The sequence below is a fragment of the Pseudomonas sp. HS6-2 genome (assembly GCF_049325675.2).
GTDB classification, from domain to species: domain Bacteria; phylum Pseudomonadota; class Gammaproteobacteria; order Pseudomonadales; family Pseudomonadaceae; genus Aquipseudomonas; species Aquipseudomonas putida_N.
Window position 1 is genome coordinate 4,577,206 of the sequence record NZ_CM143906.1, and the last position, 24,410, is coordinate 4,601,615.

Annotated in this window: 24 protein-coding genes, 4 tRNA genes and 1 pseudogene; 15 read left to right on the plus strand and 14 right to left on the minus strand. The window is 62.7% G+C overall.

The window, feature by feature from the left end:
* Positions 1-51: 51 nt before the first annotated feature.
* From ACOKS3_RS21370 to ACOKS3_RS21385, 4 genes are all read right to left on the minus strand, one after another.
* Positions 52-429 carry an ArsR/SmtB family transcription factor gene (locus tag ACOKS3_RS21370; RefSeq protein WP_003821152.1) on the minus strand — a complete coding sequence of 126 codons (378 nt, stop codon included), beginning with the start codon at positions 427-429 and terminating at the stop codon, positions 52-54.
* Positions 430-472: 43 nt separating this feature from the next.
* On the minus strand, positions 473-1,495 hold the full coding sequence (locus tag ACOKS3_RS21375) for a cation diffusion facilitator family transporter (protein ID WP_003821153.1): 1,023 nt from the start codon (positions 1,493-1,495) through the stop codon (positions 473-475).
* 133 nt (positions 1,496-1,628) lie between these two features.
* On the minus strand, positions 1,629-2,939 hold the full coding sequence (locus ACOKS3_RS21380; protein WP_003821155.1) for an MFS transporter: 1,311 nt from the start codon (positions 2,937-2,939) through the stop codon (positions 1,629-1,631).
* Between the two features lie 9 nt (positions 2,940-2,948).
* A complete protein-coding gene (locus ACOKS3_RS21385) occupies positions 2,949-3,206 on the minus strand; it encodes a metal-sensing transcriptional repressor (protein ID WP_003821156.1) in 258 nt (85 codons plus the stop codon).
* Between the two features lie 399 nt (positions 3,207-3,605).
* On the opposite strand from ACOKS3_RS21385, the gene ACOKS3_RS21390 reads away from it, so the two are divergent.
* The 6 genes from ACOKS3_RS21390 to lpdA all read left to right on the plus strand — a co-directional run bounded on the left by ACOKS3_RS21390 (position 3,606) and on the right by lpdA (position 11,660).
* Positions 3,606-4,817, plus strand: coding sequence for a TolC family protein (locus ACOKS3_RS21390; protein ID WP_223656232.1), 1,212 nt, complete (start codon positions 3,606-3,608; stop codon positions 4,815-4,817).
* A 34-nt stretch (positions 4,818-4,851) separates the two neighbouring features.
* Positions 4,852-5,403, plus strand: coding sequence for a hypothetical protein (locus ACOKS3_RS21395; RefSeq protein ID WP_015912829.1), 552 nt, complete (start codon positions 4,852-4,854; stop codon positions 5,401-5,403).
* A complete protein-coding gene (locus ACOKS3_RS21400; protein WP_003821159.1) occupies positions 5,400-6,515 on the plus strand; it encodes an efflux RND transporter periplasmic adaptor subunit in 1,116 nt (371 codons plus the stop codon). Before ACOKS3_RS21395 ends, ACOKS3_RS21400 begins: the two co-directional genes overlap by 4 nt.
* A gap of 13 nt (positions 6,516-6,528) precedes the next feature.
* Positions 6,529-9,675: an efflux RND transporter permease subunit gene (locus ACOKS3_RS21405; protein ID WP_012614056.1), complete on the plus strand. Its 3,147-nt coding sequence runs from the start codon at positions 6,529-6,531 to the stop codon at positions 9,673-9,675.
* A gap of 53 nt (positions 9,676-9,728) precedes the next feature.
* Positions 9,729-10,127, plus strand: coding sequence for a hypothetical protein (locus ACOKS3_RS21410; protein ID WP_015912828.1), 399 nt, complete (start codon positions 9,729-9,731; stop codon positions 10,125-10,127).
* A gap of 105 nt (positions 10,128-10,232) precedes the next feature.
* The gene (lpdA, locus tag ACOKS3_RS21415; protein WP_015912827.1) at positions 10,233-11,660 is read left to right on the plus strand and encodes a dihydrolipoyl dehydrogenase; all 1,428 of its coding nucleotides are present in this window, start codon (positions 10,233-10,235) and stop codon (positions 11,658-11,660) included.
* A 109-nt stretch (positions 11,661-11,769) separates the two neighbouring features.
* Here lpdA and ACOKS3_RS21420 read toward each other — a convergent pair whose 3' ends face one another.
* Complete coding sequence (locus tag ACOKS3_RS21420; protein ID WP_015912826.1) at positions 11,770-12,126, minus strand: ArsR/SmtB family transcription factor; 357 nt, start codon at positions 12,124-12,126, stop codon at positions 11,770-11,772.
* 235 nt (positions 12,127-12,361) lie between these two features.
* Between ACOKS3_RS21420 and ACOKS3_RS21425 the strand changes: the two genes are divergently transcribed.
* The 5 genes from ACOKS3_RS21425 (at position 12,362) to ACOKS3_RS21445 (ending at position 16,666) form a co-directional block, all read left to right on the plus strand.
* Positions 12,362-14,857, plus strand: a complete 2,496-nt coding sequence (locus ACOKS3_RS21425; protein ID WP_017511447.1) for a heavy metal translocating P-type ATPase — start codon at positions 12,362-12,364, stop codon at positions 14,855-14,857.
* Between the two features lie 15 nt (positions 14,858-14,872).
* The gene (cueR, locus tag ACOKS3_RS21430) at positions 14,873-15,352 is read left to right on the plus strand and encodes a Cu(I)-responsive transcriptional regulator (RefSeq protein ID WP_012614052.1); all 480 of its coding nucleotides are present in this window, start codon (positions 14,873-14,875) and stop codon (positions 15,350-15,352) included.
* Positions 15,353-15,367: 15 nt separating this feature from the next.
* Positions 15,368-15,706 carry an ISC system 2Fe-2S type ferredoxin gene (gene fdx / locus ACOKS3_RS21435; RefSeq protein WP_012614051.1) on the plus strand — a complete coding sequence of 113 codons (339 nt, stop codon included), beginning with the start codon at positions 15,368-15,370 and terminating at the stop codon, positions 15,704-15,706.
* 223 nt (positions 15,707-15,929) lie between these two features.
* On the plus strand, positions 15,930-16,202 hold the full coding sequence (locus tag ACOKS3_RS21440; protein ID WP_012614050.1) for a glutaredoxin domain-containing protein: 273 nt from the start codon (positions 15,930-15,932) through the stop codon (positions 16,200-16,202).
* Between the two features lie 95 nt (positions 16,203-16,297).
* Positions 16,298-16,666: a MauE/DoxX family redox-associated membrane protein gene (locus ACOKS3_RS21445; RefSeq protein ID WP_223656233.1), complete on the plus strand. Its 369-nt coding sequence runs from the start codon at positions 16,298-16,300 to the stop codon at positions 16,664-16,666.
* Between the two features lie 74 nt (positions 16,667-16,740).
* Here the strand turns inward: ACOKS3_RS21445 and ACOKS3_RS21450 are convergent, their stop codons facing one another.
* On the minus strand, positions 16,741-16,935 hold the full coding sequence (locus tag ACOKS3_RS21450; protein WP_012614049.1) for a heavy-metal-associated domain-containing protein: 195 nt from the start codon (positions 16,933-16,935) through the stop codon (positions 16,741-16,743).
* Between the two features lie 100 nt (positions 16,936-17,035).
* On the minus strand, positions 17,036-17,254 hold the full coding sequence (locus tag ACOKS3_RS21455) for an Lrp/AsnC ligand binding domain-containing protein (protein WP_017511446.1): 219 nt from the start codon (positions 17,252-17,254) through the stop codon (positions 17,036-17,038).
* Positions 17,255-17,279: 25 nt separating this feature from the next.
* Between ACOKS3_RS21455 and ACOKS3_RS21460 the strand changes: the two are divergent.
* Together ACOKS3_RS21460 and ACOKS3_RS21465 are read left to right on the plus strand one after the other, a co-directional pair.
* Positions 17,280-17,849 (plus strand): annotated as a pseudogene (locus ACOKS3_RS21460) (4-hydroxyphenylpyruvate dioxygenase family protein); the annotation flags it as partial.
* 320 nt (positions 17,850-18,169) lie between these two features.
* A complete protein-coding gene (locus ACOKS3_RS21465) occupies positions 18,170-19,063 on the plus strand; it encodes a LysR family transcriptional regulator (protein ID WP_012614048.1) in 894 nt (297 codons plus the stop codon).
* Positions 19,064-19,089: 26 nt separating this feature from the next.
* On the opposite strand, the gene ACOKS3_RS21470 is transcribed toward ACOKS3_RS21465, so the two are convergent.
* The gene (locus ACOKS3_RS21470) at positions 19,090-19,398 is read right to left on the minus strand and encodes a helix-turn-helix domain-containing protein (RefSeq protein ID WP_021205759.1); all 309 of its coding nucleotides are present in this window, start codon (positions 19,396-19,398) and stop codon (positions 19,090-19,092) included.
* Positions 19,399-19,487: 89 nt separating this feature from the next.
* On the opposite strand from ACOKS3_RS21470, the gene ACOKS3_RS21475 reads away from it, so the two are divergent.
* Entirely contained in the window at positions 19,488-20,129 is a 642-nt protein-coding gene (locus ACOKS3_RS21475; RefSeq protein ID WP_012614047.1) for a substrate-binding domain-containing protein, read from the plus strand.
* Positions 20,130-20,195: 66 nt separating this feature from the next.
* Here the strand turns inward: ACOKS3_RS21475 and ACOKS3_RS21480 are convergent, their stop codons facing one another.
* From ACOKS3_RS21480 to ACOKS3_RS21500, 5 genes are all read right to left on the minus strand, one after another.
* The gene (locus tag ACOKS3_RS21480; RefSeq protein WP_012614046.1) at positions 20,196-22,139 is read right to left on the minus strand and encodes a tyrosine-type recombinase/integrase; all 1,944 of its coding nucleotides are present in this window, start codon (positions 22,137-22,139) and stop codon (positions 20,196-20,198) included.
* A 226-nt stretch (positions 22,140-22,365) separates the two neighbouring features.
* Positions 22,366-22,441 (minus strand) — tRNA-Gly (locus tag ACOKS3_RS21485).
* Positions 22,442-22,444: 3 nt separating this feature from the next.
* Positions 22,445-22,520: transfer RNA gene (locus ACOKS3_RS21490), tRNA-Glu, on the minus strand.
* A 92-nt stretch (positions 22,521-22,612) separates the two neighbouring features.
* Positions 22,613-22,688, minus strand: a tRNA-Gly gene (locus tag ACOKS3_RS21495).
* 4 nt (positions 22,689-22,692) lie between these two features.
* Positions 22,693-22,768 (minus strand) — tRNA-Glu (locus ACOKS3_RS21500).
* 342 nt (positions 22,769-23,110) lie between these two features.
* Here ACOKS3_RS21500 and ACOKS3_RS21505 point away from each other — a divergent pair.
* Positions 23,111-23,878 carry a hypothetical protein gene (locus ACOKS3_RS21505; protein WP_422763023.1) on the plus strand — a complete coding sequence of 256 codons (768 nt, stop codon included), beginning with the start codon at positions 23,111-23,113 and terminating at the stop codon, positions 23,876-23,878.
* A 49-nt stretch (positions 23,879-23,927) separates the two neighbouring features.
* Here ACOKS3_RS21505 and ACOKS3_RS21510 read toward each other — a convergent pair whose 3' ends face one another.
* On the minus strand, positions 23,928-24,410 hold the full coding sequence (locus ACOKS3_RS21510; protein ID WP_103449686.1) for a GAF domain-containing protein: 483 nt from the start codon (positions 24,408-24,410) through the stop codon (positions 23,928-23,930).

Sequence of the window (24,410 nt, forward strand, 5' to 3'; positions counted from 1 at the left end):
AAAAAAGCCTACCCCTTGAAGGCGTAGGCCGGCGCGCACTCACATGTTCAGTCAATCGTCGTGTCTGTCCTCCGAAATGTGAACCGCCATGTCCTGGAGTACCTGGCTGACGTGCTGGTCGGCAATGCCGTAGAAGATGTGCTTGGCTTGGCGCTCGCCGCGCACGAGGCGCGCGCCGCGCAACAGGCGCAGGTGATGGCTGACCAAGGACTGCGACAGGTCTAGCGAGCCAGCAATGTCGCCCACTGCGACCGATCCGCGCATGCACTGCAACAGGATTTTCAATCGCGATTGGTCGCCCAGCAGGCGGAAGGTCTCTGCCAGAACAGCGACGTCACTTTGCGATAGTGCGAGGACATCAGTGGTCGTGCCGTGGTTAGAGGTCGAACATTGCACAATAGCGGCGCTGGTGGTTTTGCGGGATGTCATGGATTCAAACCCTCAAGTGAACTGCGAACCGTCTAGCACGGCCTCAATGCTTGTGACCGGGAGCGGAGTGGTCATGGTCATGATTGTGCTCACTGTGGTCGTGGCCGCTGTGGTCCTGACGGCCTGTCGTGGGTTGCAGGCTGCAGATGTTCTCGTCAGCCTCCGAGTTCCAGTCGATTCCGACTGTGGCGTGTTCGATGCTGAACTGCTCTCGCAGCACCGCCTCGACGCGCTTGACCACAGCTCGCGCCTCCTCGTCCACGTTGGGTCGAACGTGTAGCGTGGCCATCGTGCGACCGGAAGTGAGTTGCCACACGTGAACATGGCTGACAGCCGCCAGGCCGGGCACAGTGCTCATCAGGCCTTGTTCCACCTTTTCCGGCGAAGCGTCCTCTGGCGCACCCTCCAACAGGATATGGATCGACTTGGCCAGGAGCTTCCAGGCGCTGCGCAGAATCAACGCCGCTACTAGAACCGACAGGATGGGGTCGATCGGAGTCCAGCCGGTGAAGTAGATGACGATCGCTGCAACGATGGCGCCGACAGAGCCGAGCAGGTCACCCATCACGTGGAGGATGGCACCTTTCACATTGACGTGATCGGTTTCGCCGCGGGTCATGATCCACAGCACGAGGACGTTGATCAGTAAGCCGAGCACGGCGACGATCATCATCGGGCCGGCGAGGATGACGGGCGGCGCCTGCAGCCGCTCCCACGCCTCGTAGGCGATCCATGCGACGATCGCGAACAGGGTCACGGCGTTCAGGAAGCCGGCGATGACCTCGAAGCGCAGGTAACCGAATGTGCGTTTGCTGTCGGCTGCGCGGCGACCGAATCGGAAGGCAGCGTAAGCCAGGGCAAGTGCCACGGCGTCGGTCAGCATGTGGCCAGCATCGGCAAGTAGGGCTAGCGAGCCCGACAGCACGCCGCCGACAGCTTCCACGAGCATGAAGCCGAAGATCAGGAAGAAGGAAACCAGAACCTTGCGCTCGTTGGCGCTCGTCACTGTGGGGGTGTGGTCGTGATCATGGTCGTGACCATGGTCATGTGCATTGGATTGGGACATGGGCGCCTCTGCTGGTTGAGTGTTTGACTATGGCGAAATATAACACATGAATATGTGTTCATGTGATATATTTTCGCTCACCCTTCTCAGCCTCCGAAGCCATGCGTTGTGATGCCGCAACGAGAAAATGTGCCTATCCTTTCGGCCAGATACGGTGCAGGTCATCCAGAATCAGCTGGTGATGGTGCCTGCCTTGGTCTGCGTGTGTGCGTAAATGAGGGTGATCCGGCGGCAAGCTGGGGTGGTCATGCGCCACGTCAGAAGGGTCGCTGGCCGGCCACAGCCAGAGCGTCAGCGCCACGCCGGCCAAGCCGACCAGGGACATGACAATGAAGGTCGATGGCAAGCCCATGACCGCGCCGAAGCGGCCGGCAAGTGGGTAGCAGATGAGCCAACAGGCGTGCGACAGCGCGAAGTGTGCCGCGAAGATCGCAGGACGGTCCTCGGCATGGGCCGAGCGGCGCAGAAGACGGCCGGATGGCGTTTGCGCCACGCTGTAGCCAAAGCCGATGATCAACCACAGCGGCAGCAACAATGCATAGCTCGGCAGCAGTGCGCCGATCCCCGTGCCCACGACCAGTACGGTAGCGCCGGTGAGCATCGCGGTTCGGTCGGCCACCTTTTCCAGTAAGGATGGCAGAACGAAGGCTGCCACCATCGAACCGCCTCCGAATGCCGCCAGTGCCGACGCCACTTCGACCTCGCCTAGGCCAAAGCGCGCCTTCACGAGAACCACCGTGTTCACGATCACCATGGCGCCCGCCGCCGAGACGGCCAAGCTGATCGCCAGCAGGCCCCGCAGGCGTGGCGTAGCGAGATAGATGCGTGTGCCGCGGGTCGTGCGATCCCAAATGCCGCGGCGCGGTCCGGGAATAGTTGTGGGCAACCGCACGCTGACCACGAGCGCGGCTGAAACGAGGAAACCGAGCACTGTTCCCGCGAACAGGTTGTGAAAGCTGATGACGGTCAGCAGCGCAGCAGCCAGCATCGGGGAAATCAGGCTTTCCAGGTCATAGGCCAGCCGGGACAGCGACAGCGCCTTCGTGTAGTCCTCTTCATCGGGAAGGATGTCCGGGATAGTGGCTTGGAAAGTCGGCGTGAAGCCGGCGGATGCCGCTTGCAGGACAAAGATCAGCAGATAGATCTGCCAGACCTCGGTGACAAAGGGCAAACAGATCGCGACAACCGCTCGTACCAGGTCCAGCGCTACGAGCAATGACCGTCGCGGGAACTGGTCGGCGAAGGCCTGTGCGACTGGAGCGACTCCCACATAGGCCAGCATCTTGATAGCCAGCGCCGACCCGAGCACCGCACCTGCATCGGCCCCGGCCAGCTCGTAGGCAAGTAGGCCGAGCGCTACCGTCATCAGGCCTGTGCCGACGAGTGCGATCACCTGCGCGGTGAACAGGTGGCGGTAGGTGCGGTTCTTTAGGACGGAGAGCATCGAGAGACCTCAGAGCAGTCTGGTTAGCGCCTTCATTTCGGCTAGAACGGAGTCCTCATCATGAGATAGGCAGTGGTCGATGTGGTCATGGATCAGGACGCGCTTGGCCGCTGTGACGGCGCTCTCCACCGCAGCGAGCTGGCGAGCGATGTCCAGGCAGGTTTCTTCTCCTTCGATCATCCCGATGACGTGTCGCAGATGACCCTCGGCGCGCTTGAGCCGTTTCACGAGATCTGGGTGGCTGGTGTGCTTGTGCATCTCTTTCATGCAGCAATCATATCCCCCCCCGGGGGATATGCTCAAGGAGTCTGCATAGCTGTTTGCGCAGTGGATTAGCCCCACCTCGCCTCTCGATGTCTTGCGCCCGACGCCCTCTCTAAGGCGATTGGTGCTCAAAGGATGTAAGGTTTTCTTTCCCATTCATATGAATAGATATACAATTGTTCATATCTAAGCCAGTGAACAGTGGCTTTTCAACGACAAGCACTTGCTCGGAAAGAGAACACCCAGCCGGGGGTAAGTACTGATGCAACACCGATGGAGAATTGAATGCTTCGCAAAGACATACGCAAGGGATGGATATGGGCGGTATCCACGCTTTGGGCCGGCACCGTGCTAGCCCAGCCAGTAGCCGCCCCTCACGTCCCATCCAGACCAGACAGCCACATGGTCGCCCAATTGTGGGAGTCAGCTTGGCAGCGGCAGCCAGAAGCCGCTGGAGAAGGCGCCTGGCAGCAGGCCGCCCAAGCACGCCAAGAGACGGCCGGCAGTTGGGTGGCAGGTCCGATGGCGCTGGAAGCCTCCACCAAAACTGATCGGTTCAACAACCGCAACGGACAGCGCGAATATGAAGTCGGGGTGGCTATTCCCCTTTGGATGCCTGGTGAGCGCGCCTCGTCGGCACGCTGGGCGGACGCGGAAAGCCTCGCGCTATCCAGCCGGATGCTGGCCGCCAAGCTACGCACGGCCGGACAGGTTCGCCAGGCATGGTGGGCATGGCAGCGTGCCCAGGCCGAATTGGTGGCGGCGCAGGATCGCACCCGCAGCGCGGACGAGTTGGCGCAAGATGTGGCTCGCCGAGTTCGCGCGGGCGACCTGGCGCAAGCCGACAGAAACCAGGCCGATGGCGCCTTGGCGTCGGCTCGTAGTGCCCTGGCCATTGCTCAGGCCGAAGAAATCACGCAGCGCGAGGCGTTGTTGGCACTGACCGGCATCGAGAGTATCCCGTCGCAGGCCGATTCCGCGCAGCCGGAGCAGTCAGGTGTCCGAGTTCAACCGGCATCGGCACAGCCGTCCGGCGCGTTGTTGGGTAACCACCCTGCGCTGCTGGAACTGCAGCACAAGGCGCTGGCGGCCCGCCGCTCTGCGGAACTGGTGTCCCATCAGAAGTACGCCAACCCCGAACTGACCCTGGCGACCACGCGGGATCGGGGCGGCTACGGCGAACGCTACAACCAGACGATCACGGTGGGTGTGCGCATTCCCTTCGGTACGGGTAGCCGTCATACCGAGCAATTGTCCAGCGCCAATGCGCAGGCACTGGAGGCTGAGTCGGCACTCGCGGCCCAGCGCACCCGGCTACTCTCGGAAATTCGAACTGCCCAATCGCGCGAACTGGCAACCAGCACCCAGATGCAGGCCGCTTCGGAGCGCCAGCGACTAGCCCAACAAACGCGCACCTTCTACCAAAAGTCGTTCGCGATGGGCGAGACGGACATGCCGACACGCCTTCGCATCGAGCAGGAGGCCACCGAGGCCGAGCGCGCGGCGCTGCTCGCCAAGGTGGAGCATGCCGCGGCCATCTCGTCCCTGTTGCAGGCACAAGGCACGCTGCCGCAGCCGACCGAGACTTTCACTGACATCTCCGGCACGCGCTGATCGGCGCGCGCTCAACCATCCTGGAACCTTAGAAATGTCGCAATCCTCTTTCTGGCGTGCAGCTGCCTTGTCCAGCCTCCTGCTTGGCAGTAGCGCAACGTGGGCCGGCGACGGCCATGACCATGGCGAAGCCGCTCCTGCCCCCGCAGCGGCCGCGCTTCCGCGCTTTGCCGCAGTTTCCGATGACTTCGAACTGGTGGGTGTGCTGAACGGCCAGCGTCTCACACTCTACCTCGACCATGCTGCCGACAACCGGCCGGTGACCGATGGCGAGCTGACCCTCGAGCTGGGTGGTCAACAGGTAAAGGTCAGCTCACACGGGGTTGGAGAGTTCGAGGCCGATCTGACTGAGCCGCTATCCGATGGCGAGACCTCAATCATGGCCACTATTACTGCGCAGGGCCAATCGGACCTGTTGACGGGCGTTCTCGATGTTCATAGCGAAGACGCCGAACACGAGCATGCCGTCGCATCCGGCCGTGTGGTCGTACTAGGTGGCGGTGCCGCAGTCCTCGGCGTCGGTGTCCTAGCGTGGGCGCTGCGCAGACGTACACGCACCAACGGTGCACTGCGAGGTGCAGCATGAAGCGCAACTTCCGTTTCCTAATGACGACGGCCATGGCGGCTGCATTGGCTCTGGCTGCTCCCGCGTTCGCTCACGACGGCCATGACCACGGCGACGAAGCGCCGGCTGCGTCTTCCAATGGCCCCCAGCGCCAGCCTGATGGCAGCGTGTTTCTTCCGAAACCGTCGCAACGTCAGATCGGTGTACGCACCCAGCTGATCAAGCAGGAGCCCTTGGCCCGCAGCCATGAACTGGCTGGCAAAGTAATCATGGACCCGACGACAGGCGGCAAGGTCCAGGCAATGGTAATGGGCCGGCTGGTGCCCGGGCCGGATGGTCTGCCGCAGATCGGCCAATCCGTGCGCAAGGGCCAGGTGCTGGCTTACATCGAACCGGCCAGCGGTGTGCTGGAGCGCTCAGGCCAGATGGCCCAGGTTGCCGAGCTGCGTGCGGGCCAAGCGCTCGCGCAGAAGCGCTTGGCCCGGCTGCGCGAGCTGTCGGAGACCGTGCCCCGCAAGGAGATCGAAGCAGCCGAAAGCGAAGTGAACAGCCTGACCGAACGCGCCCGCGCCTTGAGCGGGGGCCTCGCCGGCAGGGACGTACTGAAGGCCCCAGTCAGCGGCGTCATCGCATCCAGCCCCGCAGTTGCCGGGCAGGTCGTGGATGCGCGCGAACTGGTGTTTGAGGTGGTCGATCCGACCCAACTGCGCATCGAGGCGCTTGCCTACGATCCGGCAATGGCACAGAACCTGGCCGGTGCTGCACTCGCAGTAGGCGGTCAGAAGGTGCCGCTGAGCTTCGTCGGTGCCGCCAGCAGCCTGCGCGAGCAGGCCCTGCCCATGCTGTTCAAGGGCACCAGCGAAAGCCTCTCGCGCTTGGCGGTCGGTATGCCGGTGGTGGTCTTCGTGCAAGAGGCGACGACGGTACCTGGCTACCGCGTGCCTTCCGGTGCGCTGATGAAGAACCCTGCCAACCAGAACATCGTCTGGGTCAAAGACCAGGCCGAGCGCTTCGAGCCGCGTGTCGTGAACATCACTCCTTTGGATGGTGCATCCATCGCTGTCACTTCGGGCCTGGCGGACGGCGACCGCGTGGTTGTCGAGGGCGCGTCCCTGATCAATCAAGTTCGTTGAGGGGCACCATTCCATGTTCAAGTGGCTTCTCGAAAATAGCTTACGAAACCGGCTCCTGGTCATCATCGGGGCGCTGGTGCTGATGGCGTATGGCGCGTTCACCCTGACGCGCACGCCGGTAGATGTCTTTCCCGATCTCAACAAGCCGACCGTCACTCTCATGACGGAGGCTGGCGGCATGGCTGCCGAAGAAGTCGAGCAACTCATCACGTTCCCGCTCGAAACGGCCATGAACGGCCTGCCCAGCGTCGAAAGCGTGCGCTCGGTCTCCAGCGCCGGGCTTTCCTTCATCTACGTGACATTTGACTGGAAGACCGACATCTTCCGGGCGCGCCAGATGGTCTCCGAACGCCTGACGTCCATGGAGGAAGGGCTAGCCCCGGGCGTGACGCCCACTATGGGGCCAATCAGCTCAGTGATGGGCGAGATCATGCAGATTGCAATCCCCATCGGTGCCAAGCCCTCAGGGCAGAAGAACGCAGCCCCGCCGCTGTCGGCCATGGACACTCGCGAGTACGCGGACTGGGTGCTACGCCCCCGGCTGATGGCCATACCTGGTGTTGCCCAAGTCATCCCGATCGGAGGCGAGGTCCGTCAGTTCCAGGTCCAGCCCAACACCACGCGAATGTCAGAGCTGGGCGTGACTGCGTCCGATCTGGATGCGGCTCTCAAGGGCTTCTCCGCGAACACTTCCGGCGGCTTCCTGGAGATCAATGGCCGCGAGTACCTGATCCGCAACCTGGGCCGCACGTCCCGACTCGACGACCTGCGTAACCTGCCTCTCGCGGTGCGTGCGGGCCAACCCATCCTGCTCCACCAGGTCGCCGATGTTCAGTTTGCGCCAGCCATCAAGCGCGGCGATGCGGGCTTCGAGGGCCTGCCAGCCGTGATCCTGGGCATCCAAAAGCAGCCCACGGCCGATACGATTGCACTGACCCGCTCGATCGAGTCAGCGTTGGCGGACATGAAGGGCTCACTGCCGGCTGGCATGGCCGAGCCACAGGTGACCTTCCGACAAGCCAACTTCATCGAGGCGTCCATCAGCACGCTGCAAGGCAAGCTCATCGGCGCATCGGTCTTCGTGGCGGTGATCCTGTTCTTCTTCCTGGGCACTTTGCGCCCCCTGGTGATCGCGTTGACCGCGATTCCTGCCTCGATCTTCGTGACCGGGCTGGTGTTCCACTATTTCGGCCTATCAATCAACACCATGACGCTCGGTGGGCTGGCGATCGCCATCGGCGGTCTCGTGGACGATGCTGTGGTCGATGTGGAGAACATCATGCGGCGGCTCAAGGAGGACCGCACCCGCCACCCTGAGAACCGGCTGACGCCCCTGGTCATCGTTGCCAGGGCCTCGATGGAGGTTCGCTCGGCGATTCTCTACGCCACGATGATCATTGTGCTGGTGTTCCTGCCCCTGTTCGCGCTGCCGGGGATGGAGGGGCGCTTGTTCGTGCCGCTGGGCATCGCCTTCATCGTCTCCACGCTGGCCTCGCTGCTGGTCTCTGTGACGGTCACTCCGGTGCTTTCGTACTACCTGCTGCCCAAGATGAGGACGCTGGACCATGGCGACACTCGGCTTCTAGCCTGGTTGAAGACGCGCTATCAGGGCGGCCTGCAGCGGGTCTTGCAGCGGCCGCGTGCCGCCCTTGGCATGGCCGCTGTGGCTGTCACACTGGCTGTCGCCGCGGTGCCATTCTTCCCGACCACGTTCCTGCCCCCGTTCAATGAAGGAACGTTGCTGGTGGGCCTGCGCCTGAATCCCGGTGTGACGCTGGCCGAATCTTCGGCGCTTGCCCAGCAAGCCGAGCTGCTGGTCGCGCAGGTGCCAGAGGTGCAGCACGTGGGCCGGCGCAGCGGACGGGCCGAGCTGGACGAGCATGCCGAAGGCGTGCATGTCAGCGAGCTGGACGTGGGCCTGCTGCCCGCCTCGGAGCTAAAGCGCTCCATGGAGGAGATCACCGCCGACATCCGTTCGCGTCTGGCTCACTTGCCCGGCTCCATCGGCATTGGCCAGCCGATCTCGCACCGCATCGACCACATGTTGTCGGGGGTGCGCTCGCAGATCGCCATCAAGGTGTTCGGCGAGGACCTGGACGTCCTGCGCGGGCAGGCGGATCTGCTGCGCGCCAAGCTGGCCGGAATTCCGGGGCTTGCTGACCTGGAGATCGAAAAGCAGGTCCTAGCGCCGCAGATCAAAATCCGCGTGGATTATGCGGCGGCGGGACGCTACGGCGTGGCCGCACCGCAAATTCTGTCCACGCTGCAAAGCCTGGTCGAAGGCGAAAAGATCACCGAGGTCATCGAGGGCAACCGCCGCTTCGCGCTGGTGGTTCGCCTGCCCGAGCAGGCGCGGTCGATTGAGGGCTTGAGCCGCATCCTCATCGACACGCCCATGGGTCGGGTCCCGTTGTCGCGCCTTGCCACCATCGAAGACAGCGACGGCCCCAACCAGGTCAGCCGCGACGATGGCCGTCGACGCATAGTTTTGTCGGCCAACGCTCAGGGACGGCCGCTGTCCGAAGTAGTGGCCGACATACGCAGCGTCGTCCAAGAAGTGCGCTTGCCCGAAGGCTACTTCATCACGCTGGGCGGCCAGTTCCAGGCACAAGAGGAAGCCTCGCGACTGGTGGGCCTGCTGTCCATCGTCTCCCTGACGCTCATGTTCGTGGTGTTGTACACGCGCTACAAGTCGGTCGTCCTATCAGCGCTCATCATGGTGAACATTCCATTGGCCCTGGTCGGCGCCGTGTTGGGGCTGTGGCTGTCTGGCCAGCCGTTGTCCGTGGCCGCCCTGGTCGGCTTCATCACGCTCGCGGGTATTTCTGTGCGCAACGGCATCCTGAAGGTGAGCCACTACCTCAACCTCATGCGCATGGAGGGCGAGGACTTCGACCAGAAGATGATCGTGCGTGGCTCGCTCGAACGGCTTTCCCCGGTTCTGATGACCGCGCTGGTCACGGCCTTCGCGCTGGCCCCGCTGCTGTTCGAGGCGTCCCGACCCGGTACTGAGATCCTGCACCCCGTCGCGGTGGTGATCTTCTCGGGGCTGGTCAGCTCCACGCTGCTAGACACCTTCCTTACACCCGCCATGTTCTGGCTGTTCGGCCGCAAGCCTGCCGAACGCCTGCTGGACGACCGCGACGCGGAGGCATTCTGATGCAACGCCTTCTGTCACCCGATTTCAACCACCGTAACCCTATAGGAGCTTTCATGTCTGTTCGATTTCGTTCCCTCACGGCCGGCACCGCCCTCGCCCTGGCATCCGTCACCGCCTTCGCCGCAGGCGACCATGACCACGCGCATGACCACAAGCCGCTGCATGGTGGCGTCGTGACCGAAGTCCGGGACGTGGACTACGAGTTGGTCGTTCAGCCCGCAGCAGCGCAACTCTACCTGCGCGACCACGGCAAGCAGGTCAATGTAAGCAACACCAAAGCCAAGCTCACACTGTTGACCGGCTCACAAAAGCAGGAGGTGCAACTCACGCCTGCCGCGGACGGAAGCCGCCTCGAAGGCAGCGGGACCTTCGCCGCAGCCAAGGGCACGAAGGCCGTCGTCCAAGTCGAACGTGGGGGCAATACCGCGAGCGCCCGGTTCGTTCTGCCGTAGTGTTCAACGTGATCGTCAGGGAACGAGCTGTAATCTGGCGACCACCTGACAAAAGGCGCGACATAGGCGCTCACTATTTCCTCAAAAACTTTGGAGATGTAAATCATGGAAATGCATTTCGACGTCATTGTTATCGGTGCCGGCCCAGGCGGATACATCGCGGCCATTCGCGCTGCCCAATTAGGCATGAAGGTCGCTTGTGTAGATGCCTGGAAGAACAAGGACGGAAAGCCAGCACCTGGCGGCACCTGCAACAACATCGGTTGTATCCCTTCGAAAGCGCTACTGCAGTCGTCAGAGAACTTTGAACAAGCCAAGCACCACTTTGGCACGCACGGCATCTCCACGGGTGATCTGCGCATGGATGTGACCACGATGTTGGAACGTAAGAATCAGGTCGTGAAGTCCAGCAACGAAGGCATCCTTTATCTGTTCCGCAAAAACAAGGTCCAGTTTTTCAACGGCCTGGCGTCTTTCACCAGGACTGTCGATGGTGGCTTCGAGGTGAGCGTCGCCGCCGATGAGGCTGTTACCTTGGTGGGCAAGCAGATCATCGTTGCCACAGGCTCCAACGTGCGGCCACTCCCCAACCTACCGTTCGATGAGCGGGTCGTGCTCTCCAACGACGGCGCGCTGGACATCGCGGCCGTGCCCGATCGGTTGGCCGTCATCGGTGCCGGCGTGATCGGCCTGGAGCTGGGCTCCGTTTGGCGCCGCCTGGGGGCGGATGTCACGATCCTCGAAGGCTTGCCCAGCTTCCTGCCAATCGTCGACCAAGCCATCGCCAAGGAGGCGAAGAAGGCGTTCGACAAGCAAGGCCTGAAGATCGAACTAGGTGCGAAGGTTCGCGAAGTCAATGCAACCGAGGCTGGCGTGACTATTCACTACACCGACAGCCAGGGCCAGACGCAGTCCTTGCAGGCAGACAAAGTGATCGTGGCTATCGGCCGTGTGCCCAACACCGAAGGCCTGAATCCGGCCGCCGTGGGACTCCAACTGGATGAGCGCGGCGCCGTGCTGGTGGACGATGAATGCCGCACCAGTGTGCCCGGCATCTGGGCCATCGGTGACGTGGTGCGTGGCCCGATGTTGGCGCACAAGGCGGAAGAGGAAGGTGTCGCAGTGGCCGAGCGCATTGCCGGCCAGCACGGTCACGTCGATTTCAATACGATCCCCAACGTCATCTACACCAGCCCAGAGATTGCCTGGGTAGGCCGCACCGAGCAGCAGCTCAAAGAGCAGGGCACCGCCTATCGAATCGGTTCCTTCCCGTTCATGGCCAATGGCCGCGCGCGTGCGCTGGGCGACACGCCGGGCCTCGTCAAGGTGATCGCCGATCCTGCCACTGATGAGATACTCGGCGTGCATGTGGTCGGCCCGCAGGCCAGTGAACTGGTGGCCGAGGCCGTGATCGCCATGGCGTTCAAGGCCAGCAGCGAAGACATCGCCCGCATCTGCTTTGCCCATCCGACCCTCTCCGAGACGTTCAAAGAGGCCTCGCTGGCCGTGGACAAGCGCGCGCTCAACTTCTGATTGATCGGAAGCGGCATCCAAACCACCTCACCGAACGCAGCTGCGGGCGGTGGGGCGCATATCGCCATGGAACGTAGGCCACGCCGCAACGGCATGCTATGCCCAACAGTTACTCGTCGTTGTGGTCTTCCGCGATGTGGGTGGCCATATCCAGCAGCACCTGGTTCACGTGCTTGTCCGCCACCTCATAGAAGATCTGTTTGGCTTGGCGCACGCCCTTGACCAGGCGAGCACCGCGCAGCAGCCGCAGGTGGTGGCTCACCAGCGACTGCGAGAGTTCGAGGGTTTCAGCGATGTCCCCGACCGAGGAAGAGCCTTTCATGCAGCACAGCATGATTCTCAGCCGGGACGGGTCACCCAGGAGGCGGAATGTCTCAGCCAAGATGGTCACGTCATTCTGTGACAGCGATTCCAAATCGGCGCTGGGACCCTTCGGTGGGGTACTGAATGGCTTACTTGTATTCATTTTTAAAATATTTCCTAACCTCGAATGGCTGTTTTCGCCCTTCAGAATTAACAAGGCAGCGGCCGCTTAGGCGCGCGCAGCAAAGAACCAGTGCGAGCCTGGCAGGCAAGGCCTCCGTTCCCCGTGCACCGGGTCATTTCTGAAACCTGACAGCATCCGAAAAAGCGCTTGACCTTCCCACGATGGTAAACCCTAAGCTCCCTCCATGTCGAATTTCAACTATGGGAAGCACACCATGAGCATGGCAACAACGAGTAGTGCTGGCGCCCAAGCAGCGGCAATCAGCCTGCCCATCGAGGGCATGACCTGCGCAAGCTGTGTCGGCCGAGTCGAGGCCGCCCTTGCCAAGGTCGAGGGCGTGGCAAGCGTGTCTGTCAATCTCGCCACCGAGCGAGCGGACATTCGCCTGAACCGTCCTGTCGATCGCATGGCGCTGATCCAGGCGATCGAGAAGGTAGGGTACGACGTGCCTCAGGGCACCATCGAGCTGGCGATCGGAGGCATGACCTGCGCTTCGTGCGTGGGCCGCGTCGAGAAGGCGCTCAAGGCGGTGCCGGGCGTCACTGAGGCTGTGGTCAATCTGGCGACCGAGCGCGCTACCGTGCGTGGCGTAGCATCCGTGCAGGATCTGATTGCTGCTGTCGATAAGGTCGGCTACGAGGCCAGCCCGGTCGATACAGGCATGCAGGCCGACGAGGAAGCTGCCGAGAAAAAGGACGCCGAGCGCGCCGAACTCAAGCGCGACCTGACCCTGGCCGCCGTGCTGGCGCTGCCTGTGTTCGTGCTCGAAATGGGCTCGCACATGATTCCCGGCATGCACGAGTGGGTGGCTTCCACCATTGGCATCCAGCAGAGCTGGTATCTGCAGTTCGTGCTGACCCTGCTGGTGCTCGCCATTCCGGGCTGGCGCTTCTATGAGAAGGGCTTCCCGGCGCTGTTCCGCCTGGGTCCCGACATGAACTCGCTGGTCGCGGTCGGCACGGCCGCGGCCTTCGGTTATTCGATGGTCGCCACGTTCGCGCCCAGTCTGCTGCCGGCCGGCACGGTGAACGTGTACTACGAGGCGGCAGCCGTCATCGTGGCGCTGATCCTGCTGGGCCGCTTTCTTGAGGCACGGGCCAAGGGCCGCACCTCCGAGGCCATCAAGCGCCTGATCGGCCTGCAGGCCAAGGAGGCGCACGTGCTGCGCGACGGCCGCATCGTGGACATCCCGATCAACGACGTGGCGCAGGGCGACATCGTGGAAGTGCGCCCCGGCGAGCGCGTGCCGGTCGATGGTGAAGTGACCGAGGGCCGCAGCTTCGTGGACGAGTCGATGATCACCGGCGAGCCGATTCCCGTCGAAAAGGCGGAAGGCAGCACCGTGGTCGGCGGCACCGTCAACCAGAAGGGTGCGCTGACGCTGCGTGCCACCGCCGTGGGCGGTCAGACCATGCTGGCGCAGATCATCCGCATGGTCGAGCAGGCGCAAGGTTCCAAGCTGCCGATCCAGGCCGTGGTGGACAAGGTGACGCTGTGGTTCGTGCCCGCCGTCATGCTGGCCGCGGTGCTGACCTTCCTGGTCTGGCTGGTGTTCGGCCCGTCGCCCGCGCTGTCCTTCGCGCTGGTCAATGCCGTGGCGGTGCTGATCATTGCCTGCCCTTGCGCCATGGGTTTGGCGACGCCGACCTCCATCATGGTCGGCACGGGCCGGGGCGCCGAGATGGGCGTGCTGTTCCGCAAGGGTGAAGCCCTGCAACTGCTCAAGGACGCCAAGGTGGTGGCCGTGGACAAGACCGGCACGCTGACCGAGGGCCGCCCGGTCCTGACCGACCTGGAGATTGCCGACGGCTTTGACCGCAACCAGGTGCTGGCGAAGGTCGCCGCTGTCGAATCGCGCTCGGAGCATCCGATCGCACGCGCCATCGTCGAGTCGGCCGTGGAAGGTGGCATCGCGCTGCCGACGATGACAGACTTCGATTCGGTCACGGGCATGGGCGTGCGCGCCACCGTGGACGGCGCGCGTGTCGAGGTCGGTGCCGATCGCTTCATGCGTGAGCTGGGGTTGGACGTGGGCAGCTTCGCTCGCACGGCCGAGCGCCTGGGCAACGAGGGCAAGTCACCGCTGTACGCCGCGATCGACGGCCGGCTGGCCGCCATCATCGCGGTGGCCGATCCGATCAAGTCCAGCACGCCCGCGGCCATTGCCGCGTTGCACCAGCTCGGCCTGAAGGTGGCGATGATCACCGGCGACAACGCGCGTACCGCGCAGGCCATCGCCAAGCAACTGGGCATCGACGAGGTGGTGGCCGAAGTGCTGCCCGAGGGCAAGGTCGAAGCCGTGCGCCGGCTGAAAGCCAGCCACGGCCAGATCGCCTACGTGGGCGACGGCATCAACGACGCCCCGGCGCTGGCCGAGGCCGACGTGGGCCTGGCCATCGGCACCGGCACCGACGTGGCGGTGGAGTCGGCCGACGTAGTGCTGATGTCGGGCAACCTGCAGGGCGTGCCCAACGCCATCGCGCTGTCCAAGGCGACCATCGGCAACATCCGCCAGAACCTGTTCTGGGCGTTTGGCTACAACACGGCCCTGATCCCGGTGGCCGCTGGCGTCCTGTACCCCGCATACGGTGTGCTGTTGTCGCCGATCTTCGCGGCTGGCGCGATGGCGCTGTCCAGCGTGTTCGTGCTCGGCAACGCGCTGCGCCTGCGCCGCTTCCAGCCGCCGCTGGCGGCGGATACCGCTCATTGAGAAAGGAGGAACACCATGAACATCGGTGAAGCATCCAAGGCCTCGAAGGTCTCGGCCAAAATGATCCGCTACTACGAGCAAATCGGTCTGATCCCTCCGGCTGACCGCACCGATTCGGGCTACCGCGCCTATACCCAGGACGACGTTCACCGGTTGCATTTCATCCGGCGTTCGCGCGACCTCGGCTTCTCGGTGGCCGAGATCACGGACTTGCTGGGACTGTGGAATGACAAGTCGCGCCAGAGTGCTGATGTAAAGCGTCTGGCCCAGCAACACATCGACGAGTTGGACCGGCGCATCGAGAGCATGCTGGAGATGGCCGCGACGCTCAAGGCGCTGATCCGGTGTTGCGCCGGCGACGAACGGCCCGACTGCCCGATCCTGCACACGCTGGAGCAGCCCGATATCAGTGACAACAAGCCCGAAGCGCGCACTGGCGCAGTGCCGCGCCGCGCGCGAGCCAACGCAGCAGGAAAAAAGCCGTGTGCGCACTGAGCAGCCAGGAGAGATATGCCCAAAATCACCGTCTTGCCCCATCCTGAACTGGCGCCTGAGGGAGCCGAACTGAACGTGCCAGCAGGCACTTCGATCTGCGAGGCCCTGCTGGACAACGGCATCGAGATCGAGCATGCCTGCGACATGAGCTGTGCCTGCACGACCTGTCACTGCATCGTGCGCAAGGGGTTCGATTCTCTAAACGAAGTCGAGGAATGCGAGGACGATCTGCTCGACCGGGCCTGGGGACTGGAGGCGCAGTCGCGGCTGAGCTGCCAGGCCATCGTTGCGACCGAAGACCTGACCGTCGAGATCCCCAAGTACACGATCAACCATGCCAAGGAGAACCACTAGGAGCCTGCGTGCTGCCTCAGGCGCACCGGCCTGCGGCAGGGTTGCTCTGGCAGATGGAGGACTGACGGCATTGCCGCCAGATAACCAACCCGTGGGCCAGACCAACCCGCGAGCCAGGTGTCTACACTCCCTTTGCACGGTCGTCGGTTAGGCTGGAAAGGTCATCAACGTCCTTAAATCCGTGACGGCCGGCCCATGGAAAGTCCCACAGGAGAAGTCCTGCATGTCTGCGCCCAAGCTAGCCACGCTCTACCGAATGGTCATGCCCGGCCATACCTGCCCCTACGGGCTGAAGTCGCTCGATCTGCTCAACCGCAAGGGCTACGAGGTCGAGGACAAACACTTGGCAAGCCGCGAGCAGACGGATGCGTTCAAGAAGGAGCATGGCATCGAGACCACGCCCCAGGTCTTCATAAACGGGCGGCGCGTGGGCGGCTACGACGACCTACGCAAATTCTTCGGCATGTCCGTGAAGGACAAGAACGCCGTGACCTAGACCCCTGTGATCGCGCTGTTCGCCACGGCGGCCGCAATGGCGCTGGCGGCGAGCTGGGCGGCCTTCGGCCAAGTCTAGAGCATTCAGGCGGCAGAGTGGTTCGTGGCCTTTGCCATGTGCCTCCTGGCGCTGCAGAAGCTCAAGGACGTGGACGGCTTCGCGACGACCTGCTGGCCAAGCGCTGGGTTCGGTATGCCTATTTCTACCCGTTCGCGGAGGCCATCGCAGGCGTCCAGATGGTCGCGGGCGTGGGGATGTGGGTGTCGATTCCGTTGGCGCTGTTCATCGGGACCGTCGGGGCCGTGTCGGTTTTCAAGGCGGTCTATGTCGATCGCCGGGAACTCAAGTGCGCCTGCGTGGGCGGGGACAGCAACGTGCCGCTGGGCTTCGTGTCCCTGACCGAGAACCTGATGATGGTGGCGATGGCCCTGTGGCCAAGGTCGGCCTACCTTGGGATGCACTGAGCGCCGCGCCAGGTACGGCGCAGCGCACGTGCTCGCATCGGCCGTCCTGTGTGCATGCCGGCCACGATGCGGTGTTACTGCGCGCGCGGCGGGAAGCCAGCTTCGCTCAGGGCCGCGGCGATCTGCTCTTGCGAGGCCGAGGTCTGGACCTCGACACGGCGGGTCGGCGGGTCCGTGACGATCTTGGCGTTGGGGTCGATCATTTGGATCGTTTTCGTCACAGTGCGGGCGCAGCCGCCGCAGGTCATGTCTTCGAGATGGAATTGCATGGAAAACTCCTTTCGGGTTGGGGTGTTTGAAGTGTGCTCCTTGCCACCGTTGGAAGGTCAATCGCTATTTGCATCCCCGCCACACCAACCGGCCGAATGCTCATAGGGGCAAGGCCGTGGTGCTCTTTACGCGATCCAGCACGAAGCTGGTCTTGCAGTCCTGCACGCTGGGGTGCTTGAGCAGCGTGTCGAGCACGAAGCGGGAGTAGTGAGCCATGTCCATGACGACCACCCGCAGCAGATAGTCCATGTCGCCGGTCAGCGCATGGCACTCCACAACCTCTGGCCAGTTCTGGACAGACGCGCGGAACACGTCCATGGGATTGCGCTTGTGCGAGTCGGAGTACTGGGCCGACTTCTACACGAAGTTCTTCAACTTCCAAGAGATCCGCTACTTCGACATCAACGGCGAGTACACCGGCCTAGCCTCCAAGGCGATGAGCGCGCCGGACGGCCTGATCCGCATCCCGCTGAACGAGGAAGCACGCCAGGGCGGCGGCCAGATTGAGGAATTCTTGATGCAGTTCAGCGGCGAGGGCATCCAGCACATCGCCCTGCTGTGCGACAACCTACTCGATGCGCTCGACCGCGTGCAGATGGCCGGTATCCCGCTGCTGACCGCCCCCAACGACATCTATTACGCAAACTTGGAAAAGCGCCTGCCCGGCCATGGCCAGCCCGTACCCGAGTTGCAGGCGCGCGGCATTCTGCTCGACGGCACGACCGAAGGCGGCCAGCCCCGCCTGCTGCTGCAGATATTCTCCGAGCCGCTGCTTGGCCCGGTGTTCTTCGAGTTCATCGAGCGCAAGGGCAACTACCGCGAGGGCTTCGGCGAAGGAAACTTCGGTGCCTTGTTCGAGTCGATGGAACGCGACCAGATCAACCGTGGCTCGTTGGAAATCAACCCGGCCTGATTTGGGCCTTTCCATGAAGGCAGAGCGCCTTCAGTCCTACATCTCGCGAGCCCCTCTGTGGGCTCGCGCTACTTTGGCGTCAGTACTGCCTTAGCCGCTCAAGCATTGAGCGGGTTGGCTTCGGCGTCACGTTCCGAAACAGTTGCTACCGCCCTTGACTTGAGTTAATACATGAACATATGTATTCTTATTCAGATACACCGATGGCCTTTTTCCTCGCCCTGAAGAGGGACCCAGCACTACGTCGCCCCCTCTAAGCGCACTTCGGCAGCAATGCGCCGTGGCCAACCCAATGACCAGGATTGCTGAAGGACGTGCCCATGGAACTTCGTCATTTGCGCTGCTTCGTGGCTCTCGCCGAAGAGCTGCATTTCACCCGTGCTGCGGAGCGCTTGCACATCGAGCAGCCGCCGCTGTCCCGCACGATCAAGGAATTGGAAGACGAACTGGGGGTGCTGCTCTTTGACCGCGATCGGCGGGGAACGCGGTTGACGCCAGCGGGCACCACCTTCCTTCAGGACATTCGCAGGCTGTTCACCAACCTGGAGCAGGCACGAGAAAACGTCAGGGCGATCGCCGCAGGCCTAAGAGGCAGCGTGCGCATCGCCATCTCCGATGGCGCCATCGACCCGCGGCTGTCTGCACTTCTTGCCCTGTGCCGCCAGGAGGAGCCGGAGATCGAAATACGGCTCTCCGAGGTCACCCTGGCGGAACAGTTGCGGGGACTGCGATCCGGCGACTTCGCGATCGGTTTCGCACACACCGCGGACGTCGGCGACGGACTGGTGACGGAGCCCATCTGGCAGGACCCGCTGGTGGTGACCGTGCCGATCCGGCACCCGTTGCTGGCCCACAAGGAAGTGTCGCTACGTGAACTCGTGAGTTACCCGCTGGTGATGTGCGATCCGCAGCTTTGCGAGGGCTACTGCCGCGAATTGACCCGGCTGCTACATCCCCTGGAGCGCGAGTCCACCATCGTTGAGCATGTCTCGTCGCTGGACATGATGCTCACATTGGTCGGAGCTGGTTACGGCATCGGCTTCGCAACGGCGACCCGAATCGCGGCGTGTCAACGTCCCGACGTGGTGATCCGGCCGTTGGCGCTCGATTCGGCCGTCATCATCACCTACCTGCTTCGGCCCGAAGGCGGTAGCGGACTATCCGCACCCGTAGAGCGCTTCATCGAGCGTTTGCGTTCGCCAAAGAGCGATTAGCTACGACGCCTGCGCCACATCCGGCGTCACGCATCGCCCTGAAGGTAGAGGTTGCGCTCCGTGGCCGTCATCAGTTCGGCCGAGCTGATCTTGAGAGCCAGGGAAATTTTTAGAATGAGAGCGAGTGTCGGCATGTGCTCGCCGCGCTCAATCTTGCCCATGTGCGAGCGCGCGATCCCCGCCAAGCCCGCGAACTCATCCTGAGCAATCCCCTGAGCCAGGCGAGCGGCTCGCACCGCTTGCCCGAACGCCAACGCCGGTGCGGACTCATAGGTGGTTACTCCGGCGGGCCGTCCAGGCCGAATAGTGCGCTTCTGCATTCGCAGAAGCGTCATGGAATCACTGATCTTTAACCACGTTAAAGATATCTCTTGAGTATGATGTCGGCTGCTCTTTTCGATCCCGTTGCCTCTTGGGGGCATCCATGCACAACGCCATCAGACCGTCCCCGAATTTCACACTCGCCATAGCGCCAGGTGTGCCGTCTTCACGGCTGTCGGCGCTGCTTGCACTGCAGCGAGCGCACGAGCCGGGTGTCGCGATCGCCGTGCGTGAAGTTTCGGATCAAGAGCTGGTAACGGGCCTGCATGAGGGCCGCTACGACGCGGGGCTATCTCTTAGCAGTGCGGGGGATCACCTGACGAGTAGCCGGAGGCTGTGGTGCGAAAGCATGGCCGTCGCGATACCACCGCGGTTCCGTTTGGTTGATCAGGCGAAGCTCACCATCTCCGATCTTCAGGACTATCCAATCTATCGCTGGCAGGCGGAGGCTTGTCCCTTGCTGGACGAGAGGTTGGCCTCCCTGATGCCAGTGGACCAAGAGAACATCCTGCCTGCAACTTCATTCGAGATGATGGCGCTGTGGGTTTCAGCCGGCTACGGCATCGGCGTATGCGCGCAATCGCGCATCGAGCGTGCCCATCAATGGGGGGTAAGCATGCGACCGCTCGCCGATGGCCCCTATGAGATCGTGACGTACCTCCAACGGCCCCACGCGCAAGCAGATTCTGCTGCCAAGCGTTTCGAGCGCAGGGCGCTGCAGATCGCCGAGGCAGGCGCCCTGTAGCAGGCACTCCTATAGGCCGGAGCCGTCTCATCCCGGCCATAGGTTGCAGCATGGGACTAGACCGGACTAGACCCCTTCAAGCACCGCTGCGCTGTCCACCAGTCGGCGGACGCTCTGCCGCACGTCCTCGGGGATGGGCCGCGGGGCAACGGCCTCGGGCACATCCGCATGGTGCTGGTAGTCGCCCATGAGAACCCGGATGATTGCGGGCACGTTCGTTGGCGTGACCGCATCAATGGCCGCACGATCACCCAGGTCGGGGTGAGGCTGGGTCAGCATGCGGTACAGGTCCCACGAATCGGCGTGCGGGCATTGGTTCATGAGCACTTGGGCCAGCTTGTGCTTGAGCGGCACCAGTTGCCAGTCGGGAACCCGCTGCCCCCGGTTGCCCAGGCTGATCGACAGCAGCTTGCCCGCCTTCAGCTCGCGGTTGATCTGGTCCTTGGACTTCCCGGCCAGCTTGCCGAACAGCGGGACCGGCAGATTGTTCGGCGACTCGTAGATGGCCAGCATTTCCTCGCGCTCGCGCTGGATCGCGGAGACTTCCGGCTCCGGGGCATGCACCGGAGGCGGCGGCACCTGCGACAGCCGCTGGAACATGATTCCGCCGCTGTTGGGGGTCACGACGATAGGCGTGGCCACCACGGGCGGCACGCCGGGGACAACAGGCTCAGCAGTCGTGGAGACCGCGCCCACCACTTCCTCCACTTCCGCCATTGCCGGCACCCCGTCGATACGGATGGTCAGATGCGCGCTCGCGGCTTCGACTTCACCCTGTTCGAGCAGGTCAAGACGGTCTGCCCAGTCCTGCATCATGCGACGCCGAGGCTCCACGTACTTGGCGTGGTTGTAGGCCGAACTCACCTTGTTGGGGTCGGAGTGCGAAAGCTGAGCGTCCACCCAAATCTTCGGGTATCCGATCTCGTTGAGCGCGGTCGAGATGGTGCCGCGGATGCCGTGGCCGGTCAGGCGCCCCTCGTAGCCCATGAGCTGCACGGCCTTGTTGAGGGTGTTCTCGCTGATGCGCTTCTTGAGTTCGCTGCGATGCGACAGCAGGTACTTCTGCGCTGGACGCATCACGCCCAGGAGATAGCGCACGATCTCGATGGCCTGCAGGGACAGGGGCACGATGTAGGGCGGCACGTCCTGCGGCCGCTTGCCGGCCTTGCGCATTTCGTCCTGGAGTTGCTTGACGACCTGCGGCGGGATGATCCACAAGCCGCGGTCGAGGTCGAATTGCTCAGGCTCGGCCAGGCGCAACTCGCCCGTGCGCACCCCCGTCAGGAACAGCAGCCGGACGCCAAGCTGGGTCTGCCAGCCCCGGGGGTTGTAGCGCCGGAGCTTCTGAAGGAACTCGGGCAGCTCGGGCAGGTGCAGATAGGGGTTGTGGGCCACCGGGGGCTTGGGCTCGGCCACCACGTCCAGGTCCGCGGCCGGATTGACTTCCAGCCCTTCGGCGATGACCAGGGCATAGCGGAACATCTGGTTGAACCAGGTGCGGACCTTCTCGGCGGTGGTGAACGCCTTGCGTTTCTCGATCGCCGCCACGACGCCCACGAGCTGGGGCCGTCGAATGTCGTAGATCGACATCTTCCCCAGGGTAGGCAGCACGTCCTTGTTGAAGATGCGCAGGATCTGCGAAAGCGTGCTCTGACGGCCTTCCTTGAGTTCCTTGCGGCGATGCTCGACCCAAGCATCGAAGACGTTCTTGAAGGTGTATTCGCCCGCCAGCTTGGCCGCGTGCCGGCGCTGGTCGCGTTCGATTTGGGGATCAATGCCCTTGGCGAGCAGAACCTGAGCCTTGTCCCGCTCGGCGCGGGCCTCGCGCAGACTGAGGGCGGGATAGCCACCCAGGGACATGCGCTTTTGCTTGCCCAGCCAGTAGTATCGGAAGATCCACGACTTGCCGCCTGCGGCAGAGACCATCAGGCCCAGGCAGTCGTTATCGGAGAGGGTGTAGCGCTTGCCGGTGGTTCTTGCCTGCCGGACTGTCAGATCAGAGAGTGCCATTTCGAGGCTCCTAAGTTATGACTTAGGCCTAATGCTCGTCATGGTTCCCGCTCAGCCCCAGCAACTATCCGGTAGCCGTCCCAACCGTATTCTTGTGCCTCAATTGGTCACTCAAAAACGGTAGCTGTGGGTGGATTTCCGTGGCGCTCGCTGGAATGAAAAAAGGGGCCAAAGCCCCTCTTTTCAACGACTTACAGACGTCAGTAGAAGTCTGTAGATCACTATCTGGAGCGGGAAACGAGACTCGAACTCGCGACCCCGACCTTGGCAAGGTCGTGCTCTACCAACTGAGCTATTCCCGCATTTGGCGTCCCCTAGGGGACTCGAACCCCTGTTACCGCCGTGAAAGGGCGGTGTCCTAGGCCACTAGACGAAGGGGACACACAACACTTTTCAGTGCACCAGCACCTGAACCTCACGATCCAGACTGGATTTCTATTTCCCGCCCCGCCGTTAAGCGTTGCCGGAGAATTTGGAGCGGGAAACGAGACTCGAACTCGCGACCCCGACCTTGGCAAGGTCGTGCTCTACCAACTGAGCTATTCCCGCAATTTGGCGTCCCCTAGGGGACTCGAACCCCTGTTACCGCCGTGAAAGGGCGGTGTCCTAGGCCACTAGACGAAGGGGACACGCTGCTGGCATTACTGCCTGCTTTCACTCCCTGCCGCGTTTCGCTGTGTGCTTTACGCTGCAAGTGGCGCGCATTCTATGGATGGTTGGAAGGGCCGTCAACCCTTTTGTAGAAATTTATTTAAATCAATGACTTCGGCCCATATAGAAGGTGCCACAAGGCGCCGCCGACGGATTGGCGTTGATTTTCTGACGACACCTCGGGCAAGCTCACCATCAATGTGCCAGCATGCAGCTATAAGGCTGATTGCCGATAGAACGAGAGATTTGCCTGCCAAGGCCTCTCGCGAGCAAGCTCGCTCCTACACTCTATATGCAAACCTATTGATGAGGCTTTAACGGTGACACCACTTCTGATCACTCTGCTCATCGTGGCGGGTATCGCGTTGCTGATCGTGATCGGCTACCTCAACAACGTGGTCGAAAACAGCAAGCTCGAACGCGCACGGCTGAAAGTCGAACTCGCTGACCGGGTACGCCGCTGTGGCGAAATCACCGAGACCTTCCCTGGCCAGTTCATGACCCCGGCCCTCAAGCTGCTGCTGGCGCGCCTGGAGCTGAACCTCAACCAGCGGCAACTGGCGCTGGACAAGCACAACGCGCAACTCAAGGCACGCATCGCCGAACTCGAAGGGCTGGTCGCCCAGGGTGAACGCATCCCGGTGAACAACCCGCCCTGCCCGATCCAGACCGAGGTCAAGGCCAAGGATGTGCGCTTCCTGCTCGAGGCGCTGCACAACCAGATCGTCAAGGGCAGCCAGGAAAACGTGCTGCAGACCAACGAAGCCAAGCAGTGGGTCAAGGAGATCCGCCATATCCTGGTGCTGCTACATATCGAGTTCTTCAACAACCTCGGCCAGCAGGCGCTGCAACAGGAACAGCCGGGGCAGGCGCGGCTGGCCTTCGAGCGCGGCGTGCAGTACCTGCGCAAGCAGCCGGAACCGAGAGTGTATGAAGAGCAGCTGACCTATCTGGAAAAACTGCTGGCGCGGGCCAATGCCCAGGTGCTGGACAAGATGGAACCGGCAGAGAACGAACAGAACGAATTGACCGAGGGGCTCAAGACCGACGAGGACGAGACCTGGAAAAAGCGGGTGATCTACGACTGATCCTTTAACCTGTACCGGCCTCTTCGCGGCCGGTACAGGCAGCACAGCATCAGCAGTCGGTCAGCTCCAGGAAGATCGCTGCCAACCTTTCCAGCCCCACCTGGTCCGCCTCACTGAAACGCGCCAACTTCGGGCTGTCCAGATCCAGCACGCCAATCAACCGCCCTTCCTTCACCAGCGGAATCACCAGTTCGCTGGCGGACGCACTGTCACAGGCGATATGCCCCGCAAACGCATGCACATCCTCGACCCGCTGGGTCTGCCGGGTAGCCGCGGCCGCGCCACACACGCCCTTGCTGAACGGAATGCGCACGCAGGCCACCTGGCCCTGGAACGGGCCGAGCACCAGCTCTTCGTTGCGGTTGAGGTAGAATCCCGCCCAGTTCAGGTCGTCTACCTGGTTGTAGAGAAACGCCGAAAACTGCGCGGCATTGGCGATGAAGTCGCGCTCGTCGGCGAACAGCGCCTGCACTTGCGCGGCCAGCAGGTTGTAGCCGTCGAGGCCGGCGCCACTGGCATTGAGGTCGATCAT

Coding starts and splice junctions, on each gene's coding strand:
- ACOKS3_RS21480 (WP_012614046.1), bottom strand. CDS start 22,139: ATGGCACTCTCTGATCTGACAGTCCGGCAGGCAAGAACCACCGGCAAG.
- ACOKS3_RS21410 (WP_015912828.1), top strand. CDS start 9,729: ATGTCTGTTCGATTTCGTTCCCTCACGGCCGGCACCGCCCTCGCCCTG.
- fdx (WP_012614051.1), top strand. CDS start 15,368: ATGCCCAAAATCACCGTCTTGCCCCATCCTGAACTGGCGCCTGAGGGA.
- ACOKS3_RS21375 (WP_003821153.1), bottom strand. CDS start 1,495: ATGTCCCAATCCAATGCACATGACCATGGTCACGACCATGATCACGAC.
- ACOKS3_RS21370 (WP_003821152.1), bottom strand. CDS start 429: ATGACATCCCGCAAAACCACCAGCGCCGCTATTGTGCAATGTTCGACC.
- ACOKS3_RS21390 (WP_223656232.1), top strand. CDS start 3,606: ATGGTCGCCCAATTGTGGGAGTCAGCTTGGCAGCGGCAGCCAGAAGCC.
- ACOKS3_RS21400 (WP_003821159.1), top strand. CDS start 5,400: ATGAAGCGCAACTTCCGTTTCCTAATGACGACGGCCATGGCGGCTGCA.
- ACOKS3_RS21455 (WP_017511446.1), bottom strand. CDS start 17,254: ATGGACGTGTTCCGCGCGTCTGTCCAGAACTGGCCAGAGGTTGTGGAG.
- ACOKS3_RS21385 (WP_003821156.1), bottom strand. CDS start 3,206: ATGAAAGAGATGCACAAGCACACCAGCCACCCAGATCTCGTGAAACGG.
- ACOKS3_RS21470 (WP_021205759.1), bottom strand. CDS start 19,398: ATGACGCTTCTGCGAATGCAGAAGCGCACTATTCGGCCTGGACGGCCC.
- cueR (WP_012614052.1), top strand. CDS start 14,873: ATGAACATCGGTGAAGCATCCAAGGCCTCGAAGGTCTCGGCCAAAATG.
- ACOKS3_RS21425 (WP_017511447.1), top strand. CDS start 12,362: ATGAGCATGGCAACAACGAGTAGTGCTGGCGCCCAAGCAGCGGCAATC.
- ACOKS3_RS21380 (WP_003821155.1), bottom strand. CDS start 2,939: ATGCTCTCCGTCCTAAAGAACCGCACCTACCGCCACCTGTTCACCGCG.
- ACOKS3_RS21440 (WP_012614050.1), top strand. CDS start 15,930: ATGTCTGCGCCCAAGCTAGCCACGCTCTACCGAATGGTCATGCCCGGC.
- lpdA (WP_015912827.1), top strand. CDS start 10,233: ATGGAAATGCATTTCGACGTCATTGTTATCGGTGCCGGCCCAGGCGGA.
- ACOKS3_RS21510 (WP_103449686.1), bottom strand. CDS start 24,410: ATGATCGACCTCAATGCCAGTGGCGCCGGCCTCGACGGCTACAACCTG.
- ACOKS3_RS21475 (WP_012614047.1), top strand. CDS start 19,488: ATGCACAACGCCATCAGACCGTCCCCGAATTTCACACTCGCCATAGCG.
- ACOKS3_RS21420 (WP_015912826.1), bottom strand. CDS start 12,126: ATGAATACAAGTAAGCCATTCAGTACCCCACCGAAGGGTCCCAGCGCC.
- ACOKS3_RS21395 (WP_015912829.1), top strand. CDS start 4,852: ATGTCGCAATCCTCTTTCTGGCGTGCAGCTGCCTTGTCCAGCCTCCTG.
- ACOKS3_RS21405 (WP_012614056.1), top strand. CDS start 6,529: ATGTTCAAGTGGCTTCTCGAAAATAGCTTACGAAACCGGCTCCTGGTC.
- ACOKS3_RS21450 (WP_012614049.1), bottom strand. CDS start 16,935: ATGCAATTCCATCTCGAAGACATGACCTGCGGCGGCTGCGCCCGCACT.
- ACOKS3_RS21465 (WP_012614048.1), top strand. CDS start 18,170: ATGGAACTTCGTCATTTGCGCTGCTTCGTGGCTCTCGCCGAAGAGCTG.